The 21,644-nt window shown below is 55.8% G+C and carries 20 protein-coding genes; 10 read left to right on the forward strand and 10 right to left on the reverse strand.

What is annotated here, in order from left to right; genetic code table 11:
* Positions 1 to 41: 41 nt before the first annotated feature.
* A complete protein-coding gene (locus tag GOX63_RS08285; protein WP_170327501.1) occupies positions 42 to 932 on the forward strand; it encodes a LysR substrate-binding domain-containing protein in 891 nt (296 codons plus the stop codon).
* A gap of 34 nt (positions 933 to 966) precedes the next feature.
* Here GOX63_RS08285 and GOX63_RS08290 read toward each other — a convergent pair whose 3' ends face one another.
* Positions 967 to 1,866: a LysR family transcriptional regulator gene (locus GOX63_RS08290; RefSeq protein WP_170327502.1), complete on the reverse strand. Its 900-nt coding sequence runs from the start codon at positions 1,864 to 1,866 to the stop codon at positions 967 to 969.
* A gap of 106 nt (positions 1,867 to 1,972) precedes the next feature.
* Between GOX63_RS08290 and glyA the strand changes: the two genes are divergently transcribed.
* The 4 genes from glyA (at position 1,973) to GOX63_RS08310 (ending at position 6,173) form a co-directional block, all read left to right on the forward strand.
* A complete protein-coding gene (glyA, locus tag GOX63_RS08295; protein WP_170327503.1) occupies positions 1,973 to 3,238 on the forward strand; it encodes a serine hydroxymethyltransferase in 1,266 nt (421 codons plus the stop codon).
* 259 nt (positions 3,239 to 3,497) lie between these two features.
* Entirely contained in the window at positions 3,498 to 4,469 is a 972-nt protein-coding gene (locus GOX63_RS08300; RefSeq protein WP_170327504.1) for a helix-turn-helix domain-containing protein, read from the forward strand.
* Positions 4,470 to 4,540: 71 nt separating this feature from the next.
* Positions 4,541 to 4,885: a RidA family protein gene (locus GOX63_RS08305; RefSeq protein ID WP_170545471.1), complete on the forward strand. Its 345-nt coding sequence runs from the start codon at positions 4,541 to 4,543 to the stop codon at positions 4,883 to 4,885.
* Positions 4,886 to 4,919: 34 nt separating this feature from the next.
* Positions 4,920 to 6,173: a D-amino acid dehydrogenase gene (locus GOX63_RS08310; RefSeq protein WP_170545474.1), complete on the forward strand. Its 1,254-nt coding sequence runs from the start codon at positions 4,920 to 4,922 to the stop codon at positions 6,171 to 6,173.
* Between the two features lie 470 nt (positions 6,174 to 6,643).
* On the opposite strand, the gene GOX63_RS08315 is transcribed toward GOX63_RS08310, so the two are convergent.
* The 8 genes from GOX63_RS08315 to GOX63_RS08350 form a co-directional block, all read right to left on the reverse strand.
* Positions 6,644 to 7,819 carry a M20 family metallopeptidase gene (locus tag GOX63_RS08315; protein WP_170545477.1) on the reverse strand — a complete coding sequence of 392 codons (1,176 nt, stop codon included), beginning with the start codon at positions 7,817 to 7,819 and terminating at the stop codon, positions 6,644 to 6,646.
* A 7-nt stretch (positions 7,820 to 7,826) separates the two neighbouring features.
* Positions 7,827 to 8,372 (reverse strand): amino acid synthesis family protein, encoded by a 546-nt coding sequence (locus GOX63_RS08320; RefSeq protein WP_174826730.1) that lies wholly within the window; start codon positions 8,370 to 8,372, stop codon positions 7,827 to 7,829.
* A gap of 22 nt (positions 8,373 to 8,394) precedes the next feature.
* Positions 8,395 to 9,660 carry a pyridoxal phosphate-dependent decarboxylase family protein gene (locus tag GOX63_RS08325; RefSeq protein ID WP_170327509.1) on the reverse strand — a complete coding sequence of 422 codons (1,266 nt, stop codon included), beginning with the start codon at positions 9,658 to 9,660 and terminating at the stop codon, positions 8,395 to 8,397.
* A gap of 277 nt (positions 9,661 to 9,937) precedes the next feature.
* The gene (locus GOX63_RS08330) at positions 9,938 to 10,768 is read right to left on the reverse strand and encodes an alpha/beta fold hydrolase (RefSeq protein ID WP_170545482.1); all 831 of its coding nucleotides are present in this window, start codon (positions 10,766 to 10,768) and stop codon (positions 9,938 to 9,940) included.
* Between the two features lie 21 nt (positions 10,769 to 10,789).
* A complete protein-coding gene (locus tag GOX63_RS08335; RefSeq protein WP_170545484.1) occupies positions 10,790 to 11,941 on the reverse strand; it encodes a CaiB/BaiF CoA transferase family protein in 1,152 nt (383 codons plus the stop codon).
* Positions 11,938 to 12,582 (reverse strand): enoyl-CoA hydratase/isomerase family protein, encoded by a 645-nt coding sequence (locus GOX63_RS08340; RefSeq protein WP_170327512.1) that lies wholly within the window; start codon positions 12,580 to 12,582, stop codon positions 11,938 to 11,940. The genes GOX63_RS08335 and GOX63_RS08340 overlap by 4 nt, the downstream gene beginning before the upstream one ends.
* Positions 12,579 to 13,307, reverse strand: coding sequence for a class II aldolase/adducin family protein (locus tag GOX63_RS08345; RefSeq protein ID WP_170327513.1), 729 nt, complete (start codon positions 13,305 to 13,307; stop codon positions 12,579 to 12,581). Before GOX63_RS08345 ends, GOX63_RS08340 begins: the two co-directional genes overlap by 4 nt.
* Positions 13,304 to 14,395 (reverse strand): aromatic ring-hydroxylating oxygenase subunit alpha, encoded by a 1,092-nt coding sequence (locus tag GOX63_RS08350; RefSeq protein WP_170327514.1) that lies wholly within the window; start codon positions 14,393 to 14,395, stop codon positions 13,304 to 13,306. The genes GOX63_RS08345 and GOX63_RS08350 overlap by 4 nt, the downstream gene beginning before the upstream one ends.
* Before the next feature lie 137 nt (positions 14,396 to 14,532).
* Between GOX63_RS08350 and GOX63_RS08355 the strand changes: the two genes are divergently transcribed.
* On the forward strand, positions 14,533 to 15,432 hold the full coding sequence (locus GOX63_RS08355) for a LysR substrate-binding domain-containing protein (RefSeq protein WP_170327515.1): 900 nt from the start codon (positions 14,533 to 14,535) through the stop codon (positions 15,430 to 15,432).
* 337 nt (positions 15,433 to 15,769) lie between these two features.
* Here GOX63_RS08355 and GOX63_RS08360 read toward each other — a convergent pair whose 3' ends face one another.
* A complete protein-coding gene (locus GOX63_RS08360) occupies positions 15,770 to 16,336 on the reverse strand; it encodes a cupin domain-containing protein (protein WP_170327516.1) in 567 nt (188 codons plus the stop codon).
* 144 nt (positions 16,337 to 16,480) lie between these two features.
* Here GOX63_RS08360 and GOX63_RS08365 point away from each other — a divergent pair, with 144 nt between their 5' ends.
* The 4 genes from GOX63_RS08365 to dctP all read left to right on the forward strand — a co-directional run bounded on the left by GOX63_RS08365 (position 16,481) and on the right by dctP (position 21,578).
* Positions 16,481 to 17,803, forward strand: a complete 1,323-nt coding sequence (locus GOX63_RS08365; RefSeq protein WP_170327517.1) for an aspartate aminotransferase family protein — start codon at positions 16,481 to 16,483, stop codon at positions 17,801 to 17,803.
* A gap of 34 nt (positions 17,804 to 17,837) precedes the next feature.
* The gene (locus tag GOX63_RS08370) at positions 17,838 to 19,349 is read left to right on the forward strand and encodes a CoA-acylating methylmalonate-semialdehyde dehydrogenase (protein WP_170327518.1); all 1,512 of its coding nucleotides are present in this window, start codon (positions 17,838 to 17,840) and stop codon (positions 19,347 to 19,349) included.
* Positions 19,350 to 19,374: 25 nt separating this feature from the next.
* Entirely contained in the window at positions 19,375 to 20,484 is a 1,110-nt protein-coding gene (ald, locus tag GOX63_RS08375; protein WP_170327519.1) for an alanine dehydrogenase, read from the forward strand.
* Positions 20,485 to 20,588: 104 nt separating this feature from the next.
* Positions 20,589 to 21,578, forward strand: coding sequence for a TRAP transporter substrate-binding protein DctP (gene dctP, locus GOX63_RS08380; RefSeq protein WP_170327557.1), 990 nt, complete (start codon positions 20,589 to 20,591; stop codon positions 21,576 to 21,578).
* Positions 21,579 to 21,644: the final 66 nt, after the last annotated feature.

A 21,644-nucleotide genomic window follows, 5' to 3' on the forward strand; every position in this document is an offset into this window, starting at 1 on the left:
TCTGACGGAACTTAGCTCCTTGCAATTTGGAAGAAGAGTGTATGCCCAGCTTGCCTCCGATCTATTCTTTGCGTGCTTTTGAGGCTGCTGCGCGCCTAAACAGCTTCAAGAAGGCGGCGGACGAGTTGAACCTTACGTCAGCGGCGATAGCGCATCAGGTCAAGAATCTGGAGCAAGGTTTGGGCGTTGAAATGTTCCGTCGACATTCTCGCGGCGTTGAGCTCAACGAAGCTGGGAAAAAATATCTTGAAATTGCTCAGACGTTGCTCGGCGATTTCAAACGAAAGACGCAAATATTCAAAGCTCAGTACGAAGCACAACCGATGCGTATCGGAGCCTTGCATGTTGTTTCTGAACGGCTGGTCCTGCCACTTGTGCGTAGATTTCTAAACGACTTCCCTGACGTAAAAGCCGAACTCTTTGCTGATTTGATTGAGCCTGATCTTCAGGTCAATAACCTTGATATCATGATTTGGCATGGTGAAACGCCTCCTGAAGATCTGGTTTCAATGCGCTTCCTGTCCGAAAAGCTGACGCCCGTCTGCTCACCCGAATTGCTGCTTGAATACCCCAATGGAATGACACTTGATGATCTTCTCTGCGTGCCAGCTCTGTATGATCTGTATTGGGACGAGGACTGGAGTTATTGGTTGACAGAAGTCGGAGGTCCCGAGCTTAAGAACTCTCTTGGGTTTTCGTTGTATTCCGCATTGATCCAGACTGCTATCGACGGAGGTGGAGTCGCGATAGGCCACACAGGTTTGCTGGGCAATGAGATTTCTTCCGGGCGTTTGGTAAAACCCTTCGCGCAAGAGATAGAAGCTCCGAAAAGCTACTTTGTCCTAACGTCGGAAGAAAACCTCAACAAACCAAATGTACGGACATTCTGGGATTGGGTAAAAGCAGAAAAAGACAAGGCAGCTGTTCAATAAACTGGGCGGTTGCTCCTGCCGATACAAGCAATGGCTATGGTGTACCCGAGTGCAAATCGTCCAGAAGGAGAGATTGCACTTTGTCAAAGGCTGGAGACTTGCGAAACGACGATGTGTACTTGGCGACAAGCTTCCGAGGAAGCTTTAGTGAACCTTCAAACGGGCGAACGAGGGCTCCACTTTCCAAAAGTTCGCGTACGAGTAGTTCGTGAGCCATCAAAACACCCCCGCCATGGCGGGCTTCCTCCAGGGCTACGGAAAAAAGAGAATGTGTCGTTCCTGATTGAACTACTAAGTTGCCACCTTGCTGACTGTTCAGCCAATTTTGCCAATCATCTGTCCAAGATCCATCAATCAAAAGAGTCTCATTCGACAGATCCGTGATTGAATGCAAACGTGCCGCAACGGACGGAGCACATACCGGAAAGATGATATCTTCCGAGACCGGAATTTCGTTTTTGCCCAACGCTGCACCGCTGTAAAAGAGCGTCAAATCAAATGGCTCCCGAGCCAGGTTTGGTGGAGACTCGAGAGCAACCACCGAAACGGAAATTTCCGGAGCGACAAGACGCAACTTCCCGAGCCGAGGAGCCAACCAAAGTTGCGCCACCGAAGGTAGCGCCGCAACTTTGACTTTCATGGGCTGCGCAGCTGCCCGTAACTCTTGCACGACGTCCCCAAGTTGATCGAACGCTTGGCTAAATCCGGGCAAGAGATTCTCTGCCAAAGGCGTCAGCGTTATGCCTCGCGCGCTTCGCACAAACAGCTGAGCGCCAGCCCAGGCTTCAAGAGATTTCACGTGCTGCGTGATCGCCCCTGGAGTAACGGATAACTCGTCTGCAGCGGCTGCAAAACTCTTCAAACGAGCTGCGGCTTCAAATGCGCGCAAGGCATTCAGGTGCGGTCCCTTTGGGCGACGTGGGGAAAGTGACATTCGTCTAGCCTTAGTTTTTCTGCGCCAAAAAAATAGCAATACTGATTTGCTTTGGCCAGACAAACTACGGATTTTTAATCAAACGAAAACCGTCGGAGGAAATCTAATGTCGCAGCATTTTTCGACCCCTATCGATGCGACCGATCCCATTGTCGCCGAAGCACTTGTCAACGAAAAACAGCGTCAGCAAGATCAAATCGAACTGATCGCTTCAGAGAACATTGTTAGCCGGGCGGTTCTGGATGTTCTTGGTCACGAGATGACCAACAAGACACTGGAGGGTTATCCCGGCAACCGCTTCCACGGCGGCGGTCAGTTTGTCGATGTCATTGAACAAGCCGCAATTGATCGCGCGAAGGAACTGTTCGGCTGCGATTATGCAAACGTACAGCCGCATTCGGGCAGCCAGGCCAATCTGGCGGTCTTTTTCTTGCTGCTCAAGCCCGGCGATAAGGTTCTGTCTCTGGATCTGGCCGCCGGTGGTCATCTGAGCCACGGGTTGAAAGCCAACTTGTCCGGACGCTGGTTTGAGCCACACCACTATGGTGTCGATGCCGAGTCCGAGGTTATCGACTATGACGCACTCGAGGCGCTGGCAAAAGAAATCCAGCCCAAGCTGCTGATCACCGGCGGTTCTGCTTATCCGCGTGAAATTGACTTTGAGCGCATGGGTCAGATTGCAAAGAATGTTGGTGCGCATTTCCATGTCGACATGGCGCATATCGCCGGTTTGGTTGCGGCAGGCGTACATCCCTCGCCGTTCCCGCACGCTGACATCGTGACCTGCACAACCACAAAAACGCTGCGTGGCCCGCGCGGCGGCCTGATCCTCACCAACAACGAAGAGTGGTTTAAAAAGCTGCAATCGGCTGTTTTCCCAGGTGTTCAGGGCTCGATCCACAGTCAGGTTCTTGCGGCCAAAGCTGTTTGCCTGGCCGAAGCGCTGACTGATGATTTCAAGGATTACAGCGCACAGGTGAAGGCCAACGCGACCAAACTTGCCGAAACGCTTCAGGCCCGCGGATTGCGCATTGTGTCGGGTGGTACCGATACGCATTTGGTGCTGGTTGATCTGAGCCCGAAAGGCATCACCGGCAAACGTGCCGAGGCCGTTCTGGAAAACGCCAATATCACCGCAAACAAGAACGCCATTCCGAACGATAGCCCGCGCCCACCCGAATGGGTCGGTCTGCGGCTGGGTGTTAGCGCGGCCACCACTCGCGGCATGAAGGAAACCGAGTTCGAAGAACTTGGCAACATGATCGCGGACCTGATCGAAGCAGAAGCCGCTGGTGACACCGCCGCGACCGTCTCGCGCTGCAAGGCGACCGTTGCGGAACTGTGCTCCTCGTTTCCGACCTACGCAGAGTAACGAACTCCCGCGTGGTCTCCTTTCGGACCACACTCCCTGCCCCGTCGTGGAAACATATACGACGGGGCGACTTTTTGCGCGCCTTTGAAAAACGCGCGACGATTTAGATCATAGGATCATCGCACAGGCGTGGAAATTTGTGATCAGGGCGTGGGCTGCTGCCCAAGCAAACTACGCATCTTTTGCTCAGCAAGAACCAAAATCACTTCGAGCTGTCCCAGGATCAAAATCTGACCCAATCACCAATCCGAGGTACGATATGTTGCACCAGACAAAAATTCTTGCCGATCCAAATGGTTTTTGGGCAGAGCACTGCAACAGCACAAAAGACGTGGTCTTTGTCGTGCAGGACTGCAACTCAATGTACGCGGTCAAAGCATGTTTTGAACTTCTGAAGCTGGCGAATAGGTTTTCATCAGAAACGAAGTACCGAATTGAAGTGGTTCGCAGCGTCGAGAGTGCGTTTTCTTTGCGTTCCAACCTGTCCAAGCGAACCGTCATTTTGTTTGGCGGCCTAAGAAAACTCTGGCCGCTTAGTGAAATCGACACTCGCTTGTTGAGAACTCACTTACCCTGCGCGGATCGCATCGGGCTTGTTGGTGGTGCAGTTTTGTTTGCGGCGCAGGTGCCGTTCTTTCGCAATTACGGGTTCTGTATACACACCAAATTTTCCGAAGCTGCAGATGAAGAGGCGATTCAGGTAATTGCGGAAGATGTACCGGCCTACCGCGATGGTAAGGTACATTCCGCGACTGGCGAACTCGCAGCGCTGCACATGATAGGATCAATGGTCGCGGATGACTGTGGTGAGTTTCTTGCTCAACAAATTCTGAGCCACATTGGTCTGACTTTTTCGTCCTCTGCGAACCGTTCGGAAGCCGAAAACCACTACCTTCGACTTGCGAAAGGAAATTCGACCCTTTGCCGCGCCATCGCGATGATGAAACAGAACGTGGAAGAACCGCTTTACATTGAAAGCCTTTCACAGGCCTTGGAGGCATCACCCCGTCAAGTTCAGCGCAAGTTTCAATTGTTCTTCGGCGAAACGCCAACCTCCGTTTACCTGAATATACGCCTGGAACGCGCTTACCACCTCCTGAAGTTCACTGACTTGCCCATCGACGAAGTATCGATCGCAACGGGATTTACGTCGCGGTCAAGCTTCAATCTGCGGTTTCGGAGACGGTACGACACGACACCAATCCGATGCAGGGCAAGCAGGTACCAATAACGACGATCTTGCCGTCCTAGGACCTTCGCTCTCAGCAACCAGAAGCCACTCACTAAGCTACGGAACAGAAAATGATTGAACGTTTTGAAACCGGCCAACGCATGGGCAAAGTCGTTAAGCACAACGGCGTGCTGTATCTCTGCGGTCAGGTCGGAAGCGGCGACACTGTGGCCGAGCAGACAAAAGACTGTCTGTCCCGCGTCGACGCACTTCTTGAAAACTACGGCTCGTCCCGCAAGCATATCTTGCAAGCCATCGTCTGGCTGGCCAACATGACCGACTTCAATGAAATGAATGACGTATGGGATGCGTGGGTTCCCGAAGGTCACGCCCCCGCTCGGGCTTGCGGTGAGGCCAAACTTGCGCGTCCGCAGCTACGCGTCGAAGTGATCGTCACTGCTGTCGAAGCAGAATAATTCAGCCTATTCGGGTCAGTGAAAGCTAAAGCGAATGAAAGTCATCGTTCTCGGAGCGGGTGTCATCGGCATCACCACAGCATATTATCTTGCAAAGCACGGCGTCGATATCACCGTCATAGACCGACAGCGTGAAGCCGGGCTTGAGACAAGCTTTGCAAATGCCGGTGAGCTTTCATACGGGATGTCCTCTCCCTGGGCTGCGCCGGGAATTCCCAAGAAAGCTGTGAAATGGTTACTCATGCGGCACCGTCCTTTGACAATCTGGCCCTTGCTTAGCCCGGCCATGTGGTCCTGGGGATTGCAGATGCTACGCAACTGCAACGAAGAAGCCTATCGCATCAACAAAAGCCGCATGGTCCGGATCTCGAGCTACAGCAGGGACGCACTGGCGGGTCTGTTGAAAGACGTTCCAATTGACTTCGACCAAAGAAATCTCGGGACACTTCAACTGTTTCGGACCGAAAAACAGCTTGATGCGTCGAAAGTTGATCAGGACGTTCTTCGCGAATTTGCCTCCCCATTTGAGGTTCTGGATCGCGATGCCTGCATTGCCGCTGAACCAGGCTTGGCCAATGTCGCAGAAAAATTTGTTGGTGGACTGCAACTAACGTCCGACCGCACCGGAGATTGCCGGAAATTCACCGCAGCCCTTGCGGCCGAAGCCCAAAAAATGGGGGGCAAATTTCGGTACAACGAAACGATCAAGGGCTTTGAAACCAGAAACGATCAGATTTCATCCGTTCTGACCGAGAATGACTCGTTTGAGGGCGATCGGTTTGTATGCTGTCTCGGCCCCTATTCCGCCGTCTTGCTGAAGCAACTGGGCATTCATCTGCCGATCTATCCGGTGAAAGGCTACTCCATAACTCTGCCAGTGATTGACCCAGCCGCAGCGCCTCAATCCACCATCATGGATGAGACCTATAAGGTCGCACTAACACGGCTTGGTGACCGCATTCGTGTTGCCGGTCAGGCCGAAATCATCGGGTTCAACAAGAAACTCGGCAAACACGCGACCGATGCGGTGCTCTATGTCGTGAATGACCTTTTCCCTCATGGGGGCGATCAGACGAAGATCGAAAACTGGACCGGGCTTCGTCCAATGACTCCGGATGGAACACCTGTTTTAGGGCGTACAAATCTCAAGAACCTCTATTTGAACACTGGTCACGGAACTCTTGGGTGGACAATGGCCTGTGGCTCAAGCCGAGCTGTCGCGGATCAGGTTGTTGAACGCGAGCCCGACATTTCGTTCGAAGGGCTCGAGGCAAGCCGATATGCGTGACATTGGACTAAATTTTTCGTGCCTCAGGTTTGCAGCAGGACGCAGCAATTGAAGATGGAAAAGAGACTGCAGTTACTTGGAGTATTTGTTATTGCGGCTAGCATCACAGCAGCCAACTACTTCTACTACAGAGACGCCCACCCGACCGCATTCTTTTGTAAGTTCGGCCATTTAGCGGGTCTTCAGTTTGAGAAGGGTGAGTGCGAGAAGCATACGCTGTCCCAATAAATTGCAACTGGTTTTGCTGTTTCTACAACCCCGCAGTGTGTAGATCGATTGCAACGTATATTCAGACCGCTGGTCCAGTGGGTGTCCTGTTAACCAGCGATCTGGCAACAGTGCCTGACTTACGAAGGCTCCCAATAGCTATCCGCGGTGTCACCTCACTTTTGTCCACCGTCAGATTTTTTTTCTAAAGTCGCGGGACCTGCGAGAGGCGGATTAAAAGCATTCTTGGATTAAAAGGCCGTTCACTTTGCGCTCTCAAACCCGTTCAAAGACAAAACTGTTCTTAGGTAAATTTCGGTCGCCTGCACCATTTCTTCCAGCTCAACATACTCATCCGTACTGTGCGCCTGTGCCAGATCCCCGGGGCCGCAGATCACACAAGGGAAACCTAGGTTCGGCGCGTCGGTGCCACCAGGGAACGCGGTGATCTCCGGTTCAGTATTTAGTGTTGCCTTGGCTGCGCCCGAAATTGCCTCGACGAGAGGTGAATCCAAGGGCACATCCAGGGCTCTCGCCAGCAGTGTTGGCCCGAAAACTTCGGCCTGGAAATCTGGAATTCTCTTGCTCAGCTCGGCCAAACGCGTGCGGTAATCATTCAGAATATCATCGATATCCTCACCGGGCAGGAAGCGGCGATCCACTTCCATTTCACACTGATCCGGAATGCCAGAGGCGAAGGTTCCACCACGGATAACGTTCATCGAAAATCGACCGCTACCGCACAAAGGATGAGATGGCCCTTTTTCTTGAAGCTCCGCGTTTAACCCCGACAGGTGTTGAATGACAGCGCCCATATGCTCGACAGCGTTGACGCCTTTCTCGGGCCGCGACGAATGCGTGGCCACACCTCTGGTATATATCTTTGCGCATAGCTGGCCTTTATGCGTGGGACAAATCGCCAGCTTCGACGGCTCGCCTATGATCCCAAAATCCGCACTGGGTCCGTTTTCACCCATCTCGGCAGAGCCGGTCAGCAAATGTTCTTCATCAACAATTCCCGCGATGATCAAATCGCCCGGCAAAGTGATGTCATTCTCGCGCAGCATACGAACGACTTCGAGGTAGCACGCAAATGCGGCTTTCATATCGCAGGACCCGCGGCCAGTGATCCGGCCATCCTTAAGCTCTGCGTCAAATGCCGCCTCATAACCTTCCGTTCCAACCGTATCCATGTGAGCCGCAAGCATGATGGTCGGCCCGTCGCCGTTTCCCTTCAATCGACCCCAAACATTGGGTCGCCCGGGTGCAACCTGACGCCAGCCTGTTTCCATGCCCAAGGTCCAAAACCGGGACAGCAAATCATCCGACATTTCCTGTTCGCGGAAACCTTCCTTGGCGGCTTCATCAAATGGATTCACACTCCGAATTCGGACAAGTTCAATAAGCGTTTGTGCGAGACGATCTCTGTCAGGAGTCATTGTGTCCTCAGATTGCAGCGCGCGTCTTGCCAACACGCGGATTGATACGGCTGCCATCGGAAAGCGCTATGACCATCATGATTTCGTCAGGCCGAGGGCTGTCGGGAACAGACAGGCTGATTGTATCAAAATGGTCGAATGACCAGGCATCATCCTTATGGCCGAGCGGTACATCCAATACTGTACCAGCCGCGGCGACCTTTGCCGATGACGGGATCAGCGCAGCGCCGCCGCCAATAGGATCGCGCATGGCCTTTCCCAGCTTTGGGTGCAACATGGCGTGACCGTGCTCGATATCGCCGTACACGCCAACGATGGCAGCCTTCCCGTAAGACACTGCGGCACGCGGAAGATGCGGCAGGGCGGCCTGCACCAGCCTTTCCCCAAGCAAGCTACCAAAATCGAAAAGCTGGCTCAGGTCCTCTTGGAATGTGCCGGAGAAAGGGTTTGCTATCACGCCCGCTGCCGCCACGCGCGTGACCTCCTGTGCATTAGGCTTCCCAGCCTCAGCGATTACGGTTTCCACGTAAACAGCCAGTTTGCGAATTTCCATCACATACCCTCCCTTGAGCACATCAGTAGATTCCGTAGATCTCTTCTTCGCCCTTTGCCTTGATCTCTCCGGATTTGACTGCTTCGACCACGTCTCGCAGGTCGCTCAGGAAATCGTCGGCAATTTCATGGTGGTGGCAAGATACCATCAGCAGAATGGCGTCCGGTTTGCTACCGATATTGATTGCCCAGCCACGATCCATCAGACCATCCGCAATGGCAAGAATGTTCAGCCCGTCCGCCTTGAAGGCAAAGTGGGGGCCCTGTGGTGTACCCAGAATCTCCAGTTCATCGATGGCGTTGATCCCGTTGCAGAACGCCTCGCGACCTTTGATAACGTCGTTGGTAACGCGCAGAAATCCCTCGCGGCCAAGGTAGTTGAACACGGCCCAGGCCGAAGCAATCGGACCGGAGTTGCGCGAGCCAGCTGTGTTCTTCGAGTAATAGTCACCTGCATTCCAGTTCGCGACCTCGAAACCCTGCCAGTTGACCAATTCCGCATCACGCAGAACCAGGATCGAACACCCGCGATAGCTGTACCCGTATTTGTGGAAGTCTGCTGACATTGAGGTCACACCGGGTACCGAGAAGTCAAAATTCGGGACGTCGTAGCCCAGTTCTTTTGCGAACGGCAGCATGAAGCCACCGATACATGCGTCGACATGCATCCACAGCTCGTGTTCCTGGGCGATGGCGGCGATCTCTTCGATTGGGTCCACAACGCCCAAGGGAAACGGCGGGCAAGAGCCAACCAACATGATCGTGTTTTCGTTGATGGCAGCTTTCATACCAGCCACGTCAGCCCTGTAGTCTGGGCTTTTGTCCATCTGGATGACTTCGATCCCCAGGAAATGGCTCAGTTTGTTGAACACAGCGTAGGCCGACTGAGGCACAATGATATTGGGTTCGGTGATCCCCTTGAGCTCACGCGCCCGGTCACGCGCAGTTTTCAGGGCCAGGATGATGGATTCCGACCCACCGGTCGTGATTGTTGCAGCTGCATTCTCAGGGGCATGAAACAGCTCTTTCACCATCTCGATCACTTCGGTTTCGTATTTCCGAACCGATGGATGCAGGCCGGTTTGGTGAACAACGTTGTCACCGATATGTTTGACAAAAGCGTCCTTGGCAATGTCCGCCACATCACTGCCGCCATAGTAAGAGGCCGTCAGGTTTTTGAGAGAGAACCAATCCCAATCTCCAACCCGCGCGGCATCCATAGCGTTGAGGATATCCTTGGCAGGCTTGCCATGTTGCGGGAAACCAATCTGATTACGGTGCTGAGACATGCGCTGCCCTCTTGATGATGTGTCCATGAGTGGCACCATTTGGTTAATCCCTGCCAGAATCGTCAAACCGGAAGATTTTGGTCTTGGCCAAGTTTGTTTTGCAGCTTGGCACAACCATAGGTTTTCAATGCGTTTCTTGCACCTTTGGGGCGGTTACAGATCTTACCCGAATAGGTTTAATTGTCGGTGGATGAACGGCTACTGACCCATCTCGTCCATGATTCCGGGAACTGGCAATTGATGCTCCGCCGCTTCGGTATTCGCGTTTGACATATGGTCATTTCACCATGCCGACAAATTTTGCCAGCAATTGGTTGAACTCAGCTGCCCGTTCAATGTTGACCAGATGACCTGTTTCGGGAAACCGGTGCCAGGTGGCATCGGGCAGAAGGTCTTGCAGGAACGCGTTGGTTTCGCCGACCAGATAGTAATCATCATCGCCCGTCACCAGCAGGACCGGTCGATCGAAGGCTTGCAATCGAGCCTGATCGTCAAATAGCGAACGCCGGTTCCAATGCAGGGTCGACAGCACATGTACGGCGCCTGTCGCGGATTGGCCCCGCAAGTTGTCGGTATAAATAGCCCAACTTTCAGGGTCGTTATTCTGGAAACTCTGATAGGCCGGATCATCCTCCAGTACCGCAACGGCGCCCGCGCCACCGCGTGCCTCGCGCAGGGCGATTTCGTGACCGACCCAGTTTTCTCGATAATGCGTGCGCTCGGCATCGTCCCGTGGGCCAGAGCTGTTGCCAACCAAGGTCACGCTGAGCACACGGTCGGAATGGGTCAGCGCAAAATCCAGGCTGGTAAAACTGCCCATGGAGGTACCGACCAGATGCGCCGCTTCCAGCTCCAGGTGATCCATCAGCGCCAACACATCGCCGGTTGATTGTGCTTGGCCATATTGCGCACGATCCTCGGGCACCGCCGACGGGTGAAAACCGCGCGCGCTGTAGGCGATGCAGCGGAAAGACTGCGAAAGGACCGGCACCTGCCGGTGCCAACTGCGATAGTCACCGCCGAATTCATGTACGAACAGAATGGGCGCGCCGGCCCCGGTGTCTTCATAAAAGAGGGTCAGGCCATCGGCGGACTGGAATTCAGGCATGGGTCTTTCCTGTTGGAGGCGTTAGCTGGTCAGGGCCGCGATTGCATCGGCGTCATAGCCCAGCTCGGATAGGACCTCTACTGTGTGCTGCCCCAACTCCGGTGCAGCATTTTCCTGAAGATCGAGGTCAGCGATGGGATTGCGGGCAAAGCGCATGTCGCGCCCTTTCGCGTTTACGGTGGAAAAGGCCGCGTATTCCTCGGACAGCGGATTGTCGGCGATGGTCTGGATAGTCTCAACCACCGAACATGGGATCGCGTTGTCGATCAGAACCTTGATCCAATGCGCCGAAGGTTTCTGTTTCAGGTGGGCACCCAGAACCTCGTCCAGCGCGTCGCGATTGGCCAGCCGCGCCTCGTCACCCTGAAACCGGGCATCCTCCAGCAGTTCAAGATACCCGATGGCTTCGCAAAACCGCGGCCAGTCCTTGTCGCTGCCCAGCCCGATGACAATATCCCGGTCGGCAGTTGGATAGGGTTCGAACGGCGTCATTGACGGGTGGCGCGAGCCGATTGGCACCGGCACGATTCCTGCGTTCAAATAACGTGCAAAGGCGTTTTCCAGGCAGACCCATTGGCAAGCCAGCATAGAAACGTCGAGATGGCTCGTCTCTCCCACACCCTGGGCGTCACGTTCGTACAACCGTTGCAGAATGCCGATGGTAGTGAAGAGCGCGGCCGCGATATCACCGACGGAAAAGCCCACCCGCGTCGGATCACCTCCCAGCTCACCATTGATACTCATCATGCCGCTCATCGCCTGGACCACGATGTCATAGGCTGGACGGTGCGACAGGCTGCCGGTTTGCCCGAACCCGCTGATCGAGGCAGAGATCAAGCGCGGGTTGATACGTTTCAGATCCGCGTCACCGCACCCCAGACGGTCACGCACGCCGGGGCGCATGTTTTCGACAAAGACGTCTGCGGTCGCCAGAAGCTTGTGCAGTGCCTCTTTACCCTCGTCCGTCTTCAGGTCCAGCTTCACCGAGCGCTTGTTGCGGTTGAGCGAGGCGAAATAGAGGCTGATCTCGTCCTCGAAAGGCGGCGTGGTACGGGCCAGGTCCCCGTTCGGGTTCTCCACCTTGATCACATCGGCGCCGAGGCTTGCAAGCAGCCACGTGCAGAATGGGCCGGACAGAACCGAGGTCATGTCGACAATGCGGATACCTTTCATGCGGCACCTCTCAGCATGGACTTGAGTGTTTTCAGATGGGCGCCCTCTGCAGCCAACGCGGTGGCGCAGAGGTGGCGGCAAGCGCCGATCAGGTCGCTCTGCTCTACCAATCGGTCCACTAGCCCCCAGGCGGCGGCCTCTTCAGCGCCTAACACATCTCCGCCCAACAGGATCGCAGCACAGCGTCCTTGGCCGATCAGCGCGCGCAACCGATCTACATCATACTGCCCGGGCAGAACATTGTTCTTCAGCACCGGGTAGGAGAACCGCGCCTTGGGTCCTGCAAAACGCATGTCGCAACCCAGTGCCAGTGTCAGACCGCCGCCTATGCAGGGACCGTTTATCGCCGCGATAGTCGGCACTGGCACCGCGTGCAGCGCGCGGGCCATTTCATCCCATGGGTCGGGGCCATCGGTCTCATCATAGAGCGTGTTCAGATCCGCACCCGCGCAGAACACCCGCCCCCCTGCCCCGGTGATCAGGACAGCGCGTAAGGTGTCGTCTTGACTGCTGGCGCGAAAGATGTCGCGCAGGGCGACCAACATCTCGGTCGTCAGCGAATTGGCCTTGTCCGGCCGGTTGATGGTCACGGTCAGCAAAGCACCCTCGCGCAGGGTCTGGATCAGATCGGCGCCCCTCATCCGCGATACTCCGGAACGGTGCGGTCCAACATGCGCATGAGCGACGGCCATTGCACGTCGCCATGCGGCCCGTTTTCCGGTGCCCCCCAATCATGCAGCGCCGTCATGGCGTCGGGGGTGATTTCTATCGGCCGGTCGGTGCCCGCCAGGATATCCACCTGAATCTTGCAGGCCATTTCAAGGTAATAATGATAGAGGAATGCCTCGGCAGCCGTGCGTCCGACCACCAGAAGCCCATGGTTCTGCAACAGCATTGCGTAGTTTTCACCCAGATCACCGGCCAGCAGCACGCCCTCGTCCGCGACAACGGTCGAATCCTGGTAAGGATGGCTCGACAGCGTGCCCAGCACAAAGCCCGCGTGTTGCGATAGAGGCATGAGCCCCTCGGGCATAGCCGACACCGCCACGCCTGCGCGTGTATGACTGTGGATCACAAAGTTCACCTCGGGCCGCGCGGCCAGAATGCCTGAATGGATGATGTGCCCGGCCAGATTGACGATCCGCCCGCTGCCCGGCTGATCATCCACCGCCTTCCCGTCAAAGGACATGCGGGTCAGGTTCGTGGCCGTGATCTCGTCAAACATCAGGTCATGCGAGTTCAAAAGGTAATGCCCCGGATCGTCGGGCAGGCGTGCCGAGATATGGGTCGAGGTCAGGTCGGTCCAACCATAGTGATGAGCCAGACGGTAGAGCGCGGCCAGTTCCTGGCGGACGGTATGGTTCATGCCTCTTCCCCCAGCGCGTCGCGGTAGAGGTTGTGGAAATGGCGCAAGCCCACCTCGCTCATCGCACCGCAGCCGTCGCCGATCACGTATGGCCCGGGCTCGAAAGCGCGGCTTTGCATACCCTTTTGTATCTTCGAAACGACGACTTCGTCCTCAGCTCCGGTGGTTTCCTTGTGCTTCTGCATCAGCGCAATCACGTCCTCATCGGCGATGTCGCCGCTGGAAAACCAGCGGTAGCGATAGATTGTTTTGTTCCAGGCTACGGGCAGGAATTGGCGAATGGTGAAATAACCGCCTGGGTAACAGCACATCGAGACATTGGGAAAGATCCAATAGGCCCCGTAATCGCCCGCCCGCGGGCTGGCGGTCACGTCAAAATCATACTGCTTTTCATTCCGAGTCTGCGCCTTACCATCGTGCCAGATCGTTTTGCCTTTGGGGATGGTTGTGTATCCTTCCATCTCAAGCACCCCATGAGTCAGCGAGCTCGCGTGCACGGTCGGGCAATGGTAGCATTCATTGTAATTCTCGACTGAGAGCTTCCAGTTGCTGGAATGCACGATCTCGGTCTCGCAAACGAATTTTAGCTGGGTCGGGTCTGGGTGAAAGCTCATAAGGTTCTGGCGGTAATCCTCCAGTTCCGGTCCCATTGGCGCTGCGTCCTGATCGAGATTGATAAAGATGAAGCCGCAAAACTCCTCGACCCGGATTGTGCGCAGGTTGATCTGGTCGCAGCTCAGCCCATCTCTTTCAACCGAGCCCGGCGCGCGTCGCAGCCTGCCGTTCAGTTCATAGGTCCAGGCGTGATACGGGCAGACCAAAACCCGCTTGCCCTTGCCCGAACCTTCGACCAGCGGATGCCCCCGGTGGCGGCAAATGTTGTAATACGCACTGACCTGCCCCTCGGGTGTGCGGATGACGAAAACGTCCTCGTCGACGATAGTGAAGGTCTTGAAGTCGCCGGGATCCGCAATCTCTGACACATGGCAGACACATTGCCATGTGCGGAAAAAAACCTTTTCCTTATCGAGTTCGAAGAATTTTGGTTGCGTGTAGTAGCGTGCGGCCAAGGGGGTGTTGCGCGACATTCTACCTCCGCTGCTGCCGGGGCGACGGGGCCGCGACATGTTGCTTGCATCCTGTGAAGCAAAAGACTGCCTTGCTCTCCACTCTTTGCAAAGATAAAAAACCACTATGCCTAGGGTAACTTGAGCTTGTCCTAATCATGTCGGACCACACCGATCAGATACCGCTGGGGGCGGTGCGAACCTTTGCGATGGCCGCGCGGTTCCAGAATTTCAAACGCGCGGCAGCCGAGCTGGGCGTTACCCCTACGGCTGTCAGTTCGCAGGTCAAAACCCTGGAAGGGTATCTGGGCTGCCTGTTGTTTGACCGCAACGCCCAGTCGGTCACCCTGACTGAGGCCGGACGCCTGTTCGCCGAGGCCTGCGACAGTATCTTTGCCCGGCTCGACAAAGCCGTTCGGGACACACGCCATACCGCCAACCGAGCCTCGATCACCGTGGGCGTGGGCGCCTTGATCGGCTCGCAATGGCTGTCCAAGCGGCTTTACAGTTTCTGGCAGCGTTTTCCCGAAACCGGGTTGCACCTGCAGTATTCCCCAGGCGGCGTTGAGTTTTCAGACGGGCAGACGGATTTGATGCTTGCCTGGGGCAACGGTCGCTGGCCGGGGCTGGCGTCCGAACCTCTGCTGCAGTTCGAAACTTCACCGGTGATCAGCCCCAATCTTCTGGGCGGGGCGGCGCTACCGAGCGAGCCAAAGGATTTGCTTGACCTGCCGCTTTTGCATTGGAAGGACCAGTTTGACTGGTTGGAGTGGTTCGCATCCATGGGCATCGACACCGGAGGCCACCTGTCCGGAGTGGTGATTGACGATTCCAGTGTTCTACTCAGGGCGGTGTTGTCGGGTCAGGGTGTCTCGCTCGGACTATTGCCGCTCATCAAAGATGAACTGCGGTCCCAGCAACTGATCCGACCCTTCCGCGAAGATTTCACACCAACGCGCTCCTACCATCTGGTCTACCCTCCAGATGCGATGGAGCAAGTGCAACTAAAGGCATTCCGGGATTGGATCATCCAGGAAGCCGGTGTGAACCTAAGCTAGGCGATAAGCCCGACGGCGGAAATTCTAGCCCGTTCCAACCTCTTGAAGCCTGTCTCGTACGGACTAGCAAAAATTCAGCGTTAGGCTATGCGCGGACATCGGATGCATCGCAGCGTTAAAGAACAGCCTGACCTGAAGAGGCGCAGTAAGCGGCCCAAATTGCCGCCATTCGCTGCTAGTACGAAACCGGCAATGGACTCGACGTTCGGAATTGCCGAGGGCGACAACCAGTTCAGGTTTGTGAAAGTCGATTTCATTTCGCGTTCTGAAACGATCGTCGGATGTGCTCCGCTCACGAAATACAGAACAAACCTAATGCCGAGCTCGTGTGATTCAGTCAGAACGACGAAGGAGTACAAGCGCTAATAACTTTGCACGGCGTTTCCCCGGCATTCCGAAACCTGTGCGGCAAAATACTCGAGAAATAGTATGCGTCTCCGGGACCGAGCACCCTGGACTGCCCATCTACCGTCACTTCAAGACGGCCTTCTATCACGACCGCGCATTCCTCTCCTTCGTGAGACAGTTCAGCCCGACCCGAGTCAGCACCGACATCGTACTCCTCTATCAGCATCTGCAACTTCCGATTTCGGCGCTCACCCGCGACCAGAAGATAGGAAACACCTGTTGATCCAAGGTCGCGCATGCTGCTGTGGGGAAAATAGAAGCTGTCCTCGTTCTTGAGCTCGAAGCTGAAAAAGAACCCCAGATTGACATCAACGCCCGCGAGGATCTTCTTGAGCAGTGCCACGGAAGGCTGAGTTGATCCGCTTTCGATCTGGGAAATCGTCCCGCTACCTACTCCTGCACGTTTGGCCATCTCGCGCTGGCTGAGGCCCTTTGAGGTTCGAATCAACCGTAACCGCCGGGCAGTTTCCAGATCAGATGTCGAAGAGTCAGCCATCGTGATTTCCTGCTTTTGATCGAAAGCACTTTAGGAGGGGCGGGTCTGTTTTTCAATGACTTACAGAAACCCACAAAGCCGGGTGTGCGGAAGGCCTGAACTCTGCAAGGATTTGGCACCAAATAAAAATCTGCTTCACGAGGAATGAACGTGCTCGATCAACCTAACACAATGTCATCGTTTTGGATGCCGTTTTCGGCCAATCGTGATTTCCTTCGCGAGCCCCGCATGATCCAGTCGGCCGAGGGGATGTATTACACCAGTTCCGACGGCCGAAAGGTCATGGACGGCACCGCCGGGCTATGGTGCGTCAATGCCGGTCATCGTGATCCGCTTATCGTTGAAGCGGTACAGAAACAGGTGCACGAGCTGGATTACGCACCGAACTTCCAGTTCTCCCACCCGCAGGCGTTCGAACTGTCAGGGAAACTGACCGCAATGATGCCGGAAGGGATGAACCACGCCTTCTTTACCAACTCGGGATCCGAGTCCGTTGATACGGCGCTCAAGATTGCGCTGCATTACCACCGGATGCGCGGCGATGGCGCACGTACGCGTTTGATCGGACGCGAGCGCGGGTATCATGGGACTGGTTTTGGCGGCATTTCAGTCGGCGGTATCGTCAAAAACCGCATGCATTTCGGCACGCTTCTGACCGGCGTTGATCACTTGCGTCACACGCATGATCTGGAGAAAAACGCCTTCTCCCGCGGTTGCCCGGAACACGGTGCGGAACTGGCGGATGATCTGGAACGACTGGTAGCGCTTCACGATGCGTCGACGATTGCAGCCGTGATCGTTGAGCCGATGGCCGGGTCTACCGGTGTTCTCCTACCGCCGAAAGGATACCTAAAGCGGCTACGGGAAATCTGCGACCGCCATGGCATTCTGCTGATTTTCGACGAGGTCATCACCGCCTTTGGTCGTTTGGGGGCCGCGACTGCATCGGAGTATTTCGATGTGAAGCCCGACATCATCACGACGGCAAAAGGCCTGACCAACGGTGTCATCCCGATGGGTGCCGTGATCGTTTCTGACAAAATCTATACATCGGCTATGGAAAACGCCGATGCGCCGATCGAACTGTTCCACGGTTATACCTATTCCGCCAACCCTGTATCTTGTGCCGCGGCGCTGGCGGCTCTGGAAAGCTACAAACAGAATGATTTGTTCCGCCGCGCTGCCTTGCTGTCTCAGCCTTGGGAAGATCAAATGCACAGCCTCAAAGGCCTGCCGAATGTCATTGATATTCGCAATCTGGGCCTTGTCGGTGCCATCGAACTCGCGCCGCGTGACGGCGCTCCGGGTGCTCGGGGCTATGACGCCATGAAGCGCGCTTGGGACGCTGGAATCATGATCCGTGTCACCGGGGACATCATCGCCCTGTCGCCACCACTGATCATCTCTGAACCTGAGATAGCGACCCTCTGTCAATCGCTTGGAGAGGTATTGGCCGACTTGCCATAACCTCTGACCACTAACCCCAAAAAGGACTGACATCATGAAAGATGCATCCCCGATCGCTTTGATCGGCCACTACATTAATGGCCAAATCACAGTTACGTCCGGCGAAAAGACCCAACCGGTTTTCAACCCGGCAACCGGAACGCAAACCGGTGAGGTGTCGCTGGCGACTGTACAGACAGTGAACGATGCGGTGACCACTGCCAAAGCCGCGTTCCCCAAGTGGTCAAATACCCCACCGATCCGCCGCGCACGTCTGATGAACAACTTCCTGGCCTTGGTGCGCGAGCATAAGGACGAGCTGGCCCGCGCCATCACGGTCGAGCACGGCAAGGTGTTCACCGACGCCCAAGGCGAAGTTGAGCGCGGTATTGATATCATCGAGTTTGCCTGCGGTATTCCGCAACTCCTCAAGGGCGATTACACGGAGCAAGTCTCCACCGGTATGGACAACTGGACCACGCGTCAGGCGTTGGGTGTCGTCGCCGGGATCACTCCCTTCAACTTCCCGGTCATGGTGCCGATGTGGATGTTCCCGATCGCCATCGCCGCAGGCAATACCTTTATCCTGAAACCGTCGCCGACCGACCCGTCAGCTTCGCTGCTGTATGCGGATCTGATGCAGAGGGCCGGTTTCCCCGACGGTGTGTTCAACGTCGTTCAGGGTGACAAGGTCGCTGTGGACGCGTTGCTGGAAGATGACGACGTCAAAGCCATTTCCTTCGTCGGTTCGACGCCGATCGCCAACTACATCTACGAGGTCGGTGCGCGGCACGGCAAGCGCGTTCAAGCGCTGGGTGGCGCAAAGAACCACATGCTGGTGATGCCCGATGCCGATATGAACAAAGCTGCCGACGCACTGATCGGCGCGGCCTATGGCTCGGCCGGAGAGCGCTGCATGGCGATCTCGGTTGCCCTGCTTGTCGGCGATGCCGCCGACAAGCTGATGCCGGTCCTGAAAGAACGCGCCGAAACCTTGAAGGTCAAAAACGGTCTTGAGCTGGACGCCGAGATGGGTCCGATCGTCACCGCAGCCGCGCGGGACCGGATCAAAGGGTACATCGACTCTGGCGTCGAAGAAGGTGCGGATCTGCTGGTCGATGGCCGCGACTATACCGTCGAAGGGCACGAGGAAGGCTACTTCCTTGGCGGCACCCTGTTCGACAACGTCACCCCCGACATGAAGATCTACAAGGAAGAGATCTTCGGCCCGGTTCTGTCCTGCGTCCGCGTCTCGAGTTTCGCGGAAGGTCTGCAACTAATCAACGACCACGAGTTCGGCAACGGCGTGTCGCTGTTCACCCGCGACGGCAATGTCGCGCGTGAGTTTGGCAAGCAGGTTCAGGTCGGCATGGTCGGCGTCAATGTTCCGATCCCGGTTCCGATGGCCTGGCACGGCTTTGGCGGCTGGAAGAAGAGCCTGTTCGGAGACATGCACGCCTACGGCGAAGAGGGTGTGCGTTTCTACACCAAGCAGAAATCCATCATGCAGCGCTGGCCCGAGAGCATCTCGGAAGGCGCCGAATTCGTCATGCCAACGGTAAAATGATCATCCGGTCCAAGGAGTGAAGAACATGTTCATTGGTGTTCCCAAGGAAATCAAGAACCATGAATATCGGGTTGGCCTGACCCCAGAAAGCGTCGCGGAACTGGTCTCGCATGGTCACAACGTCATCGTAGAGACCAATGCCGGGTCCGGCATTGGCGCAGATGACGACGCCTATCGGGCTGCCGGGGCCGAAATTGCTGCAACTGCGGCCGATGTATTCGCCAATGCCGAGATGATCGTGAAGGTGAAGGAACCTCAGGCCGTTGAGCGCGCCATGCTGCGTGAAGGCCAGATCCTTTACACCTACCTGCATCTGGCCCCCGATCCAGAGCAGACCAAAGATCTGGTCAACTCGGGCGCGGTCTGCATCGCTTATGAGACCGTCACCGACGACAATGGCGGTCTGCCCCTGCTGAAACCGATGAGTCAGGTTGCCGGTCGCATGTCGATCCAGGCCGGGGCCAGTGCGTTGGAAAAGGCCAAGGGCGGTCTGGGCGTATTGCTGGGCGGCGTGCCTGGTGTAAAGCCCGGCAAAGTTGTGGTCATCGGCGGTGGCGTCGTTGGTTTCAACGCGGCCCAGATGGCTGTCGGCCTGCATGCGGACGTGACCATTCTGGACCGCAATCCGGCAGTTCTGGAGAAGCTGGAAAACCACTTCGAGGCCTCGGCCAAGGTTGTCTATTCGACCAAAGCTGCACTGGAGGAAGAAGTCACCAATGCGGATCTGGTTGTTGGCGCGGTTCTGATCCCGGGCGCTGCTGCGCCCAAGCTGGTCTCGCGCGAGTTGATCTCGAAAATGAAACCCGGTGCGGTCGTCGTGGACGTGGCGATCGATCAGGGCGGCTGCTTTGAAACGTCCAAAGCCACCACTCACGCAGAGCCCACCTACGTTGTCGACGATGTTGTTCATTACTGTGTCGCCAACATGCCGGGCGCAGTCGCCCGAACGTCGACTTACGCGCTCAACAACGTCACGCTGCCGCACGCTCTGGCCATTGCCAACAATGGCTGGAAGCAGGCGCTTGCGGACAATCGTCACCTGATGAACGGCCTGAACGTGGCCCACGGCAAGGTGACATACAAGGCTGTGGCCGATGACCTCGGATACGAGTTCATCGCCCCGGAACTTTGCTGATCTGAAGCAAAGAAACGTCCCGCGGTTCACGAGGCTGCGGGACACCCACCACTGAGGAGGAAACCCGAATGACTACGAAGATTAACCGCCGCGCCCTCGGCGCGATGGGTGGCGCCGTGTTGCTTGCTGCAACCACACTCTCAACATCAGTCGCAGCAGAAGACATGACACTGCGCTTTGCCGGCGTGTTCCCGATCGATCATCAGGGCACAAAAATGATGGAGCAGGTTGCAGCTGACGTGGCAGCTGCAGATGTTGGCCTGACGATTGAAGTCTTTCCGGCAAACCAGCTTGGTTCTGGTGAGGCGCTGTTCGAAGACGTAGCCCGCGGCAATATCGATCTGGCCTCGGCCTTCATCTATGCCGACACCGATCCGCGTCTTGAGTTCCTGTCCATGCCGTTCCTGCTTGGGGGATGGGATGACATGGAAAGCACCCTGCTCAACATGGATTCCGAGTTCAACACCATCCTGCAGGAAATCACCGACGAATACGGTGTGCGCGTCATGGCGCAGAACCCTGAAGGGTTCATCGGCATTGTTGCCTCGCAAGAGCCCGAGAACTGGAACAGTTTTGACGACAAGGGCATGAATATTCGTGTCTGGTCGTCCAGTGTCGTGAAATCGATGGTTGAAGAACTGGGTTACCAGGCGACAACCATGGCATGGGGCGACATCTTCCCCGCACTTCAGGCTGGTATTGTCGATGGGGCCATCTGCTGCACCAAGACCGCGACCTACTCGATCTTCGCAAAGTCGGATGTTGGCACTCACTTCGTCGAGTACAACTCGATCTCGGAACTGACAACGTTCTATGCATCGCAACGGACACTCGACAAATTGAACGACGACCAGCGTGCCGCGTTGCAGGCCGCAATGACCAAAGCATCGGAAGACTTCTTTGCCTACAACCGTGAGAACGACGAAGTCTTCGGTCAGAAATTGCTCGACAAAGGCTACACCATCCTGCGCCTGAGCGACGAAGAACAGGCTGCAATGGCCACTCATGTTCAAGAAACGGTCTGGCCTGCGATGGCGCAAAATGTCGGTCAGGACATCATTGACCGTCTGCTGGCAGCTAAAGCGCAACAATAAACTCCAAGAGAAGGGCCAGCAAATCAGTTGGCCCTTTTTTGGTTTTTAGCTCAACAAAGGGAGGGA

Source organism: Ruegeria arenilitoris (assembly GCF_013031355.1).
Lineage (GTDB): Bacteria > Pseudomonadota > Alphaproteobacteria > Rhodobacterales > Rhodobacteraceae > Ruegeria > Ruegeria arenilitoris_C.

Coding starts and splice junctions, on each gene's coding strand:
- GOX63_RS08285 (WP_170327501.1), top strand. CDS start 42: ATGCCCAGCTTGCCTCCGATCTATTCTTTGCGTGCTTTTGAGGCTGCT.
- GOX63_RS08290 (WP_170327502.1), bottom strand. CDS start 1,866: ATGTCACTTTCCCCACGTCGCCCAAAGGGACCGCACCTGAATGCCTTG.
- glyA (WP_170327503.1), top strand. CDS start 1,973: ATGTCGCAGCATTTTTCGACCCCTATCGATGCGACCGATCCCATTGTC.
- GOX63_RS08300 (WP_170327504.1), top strand. CDS start 3,498: ATGTTGCACCAGACAAAAATTCTTGCCGATCCAAATGGTTTTTGGGCA.
- GOX63_RS08305 (WP_170545471.1), top strand. CDS start 4,541: ATGATTGAACGTTTTGAAACCGGCCAACGCATGGGCAAAGTCGTTAAG.
- GOX63_RS08310 (WP_170545474.1), top strand. CDS start 4,920: ATGAAAGTCATCGTTCTCGGAGCGGGTGTCATCGGCATCACCACAGCA.
- GOX63_RS08315 (WP_170545477.1), bottom strand. CDS start 7,819: ATGACTCCTGACAGAGATCGTCTCGCACAAACGCTTATTGAACTTGTC.
- GOX63_RS08320 (WP_174826730.1), bottom strand. CDS start 8,372: ATGGAAATTCGCAAACTGGCTGTTTACGTGGAAACCGTAATCGCTGAG.
- GOX63_RS08325 (WP_170327509.1), bottom strand. CDS start 9,660: ATGTCTCAGCACCGTAATCAGATTGGTTTCCCGCAACATGGCAAGCCT.
- GOX63_RS08330 (WP_170545482.1), bottom strand. CDS start 10,768: ATGCCTGAATTCCAGTCCGCCGATGGCCTGACCCTCTTTTATGAAGAC.
- GOX63_RS08335 (WP_170545484.1), bottom strand. CDS start 11,941: ATGAAAGGTATCCGCATTGTCGACATGACCTCGGTTCTGTCCGGCCCA.
- GOX63_RS08340 (WP_170327512.1), bottom strand. CDS start 12,582: ATGAGGGGCGCCGATCTGATCCAGACCCTGCGCGAGGGTGCTTTGCTG.
- GOX63_RS08345 (WP_170327513.1), bottom strand. CDS start 13,307: ATGAACCATACCGTCCGCCAGGAACTGGCCGCGCTCTACCGTCTGGCT.
- GOX63_RS08350 (WP_170327514.1), bottom strand. CDS start 14,395: ATGTCGCGCAACACCCCCTTGGCCGCACGCTACTACACGCAACCAAAA.
- GOX63_RS08355 (WP_170327515.1), top strand. CDS start 14,533: ATGTCGGACCACACCGATCAGATACCGCTGGGGGCGGTGCGAACCTTT.
- GOX63_RS08360 (WP_170327516.1), bottom strand. CDS start 16,336: ATGGCTGACTCTTCGACATCTGATCTGGAAACTGCCCGGCGGTTACGG.
- GOX63_RS08365 (WP_170327517.1), top strand. CDS start 16,481: ATGAACGTGCTCGATCAACCTAACACAATGTCATCGTTTTGGATGCCG.
- GOX63_RS08370 (WP_170327518.1), top strand. CDS start 17,838: ATGAAAGATGCATCCCCGATCGCTTTGATCGGCCACTACATTAATGGC.
- ald (WP_170327519.1), top strand. CDS start 19,375: ATGTTCATTGGTGTTCCCAAGGAAATCAAGAACCATGAATATCGGGTT.
- dctP (WP_170327557.1), top strand. CDS start 20,589: ATGGGTGGCGCCGTGTTGCTTGCTGCAACCACACTCTCAACATCAGTC.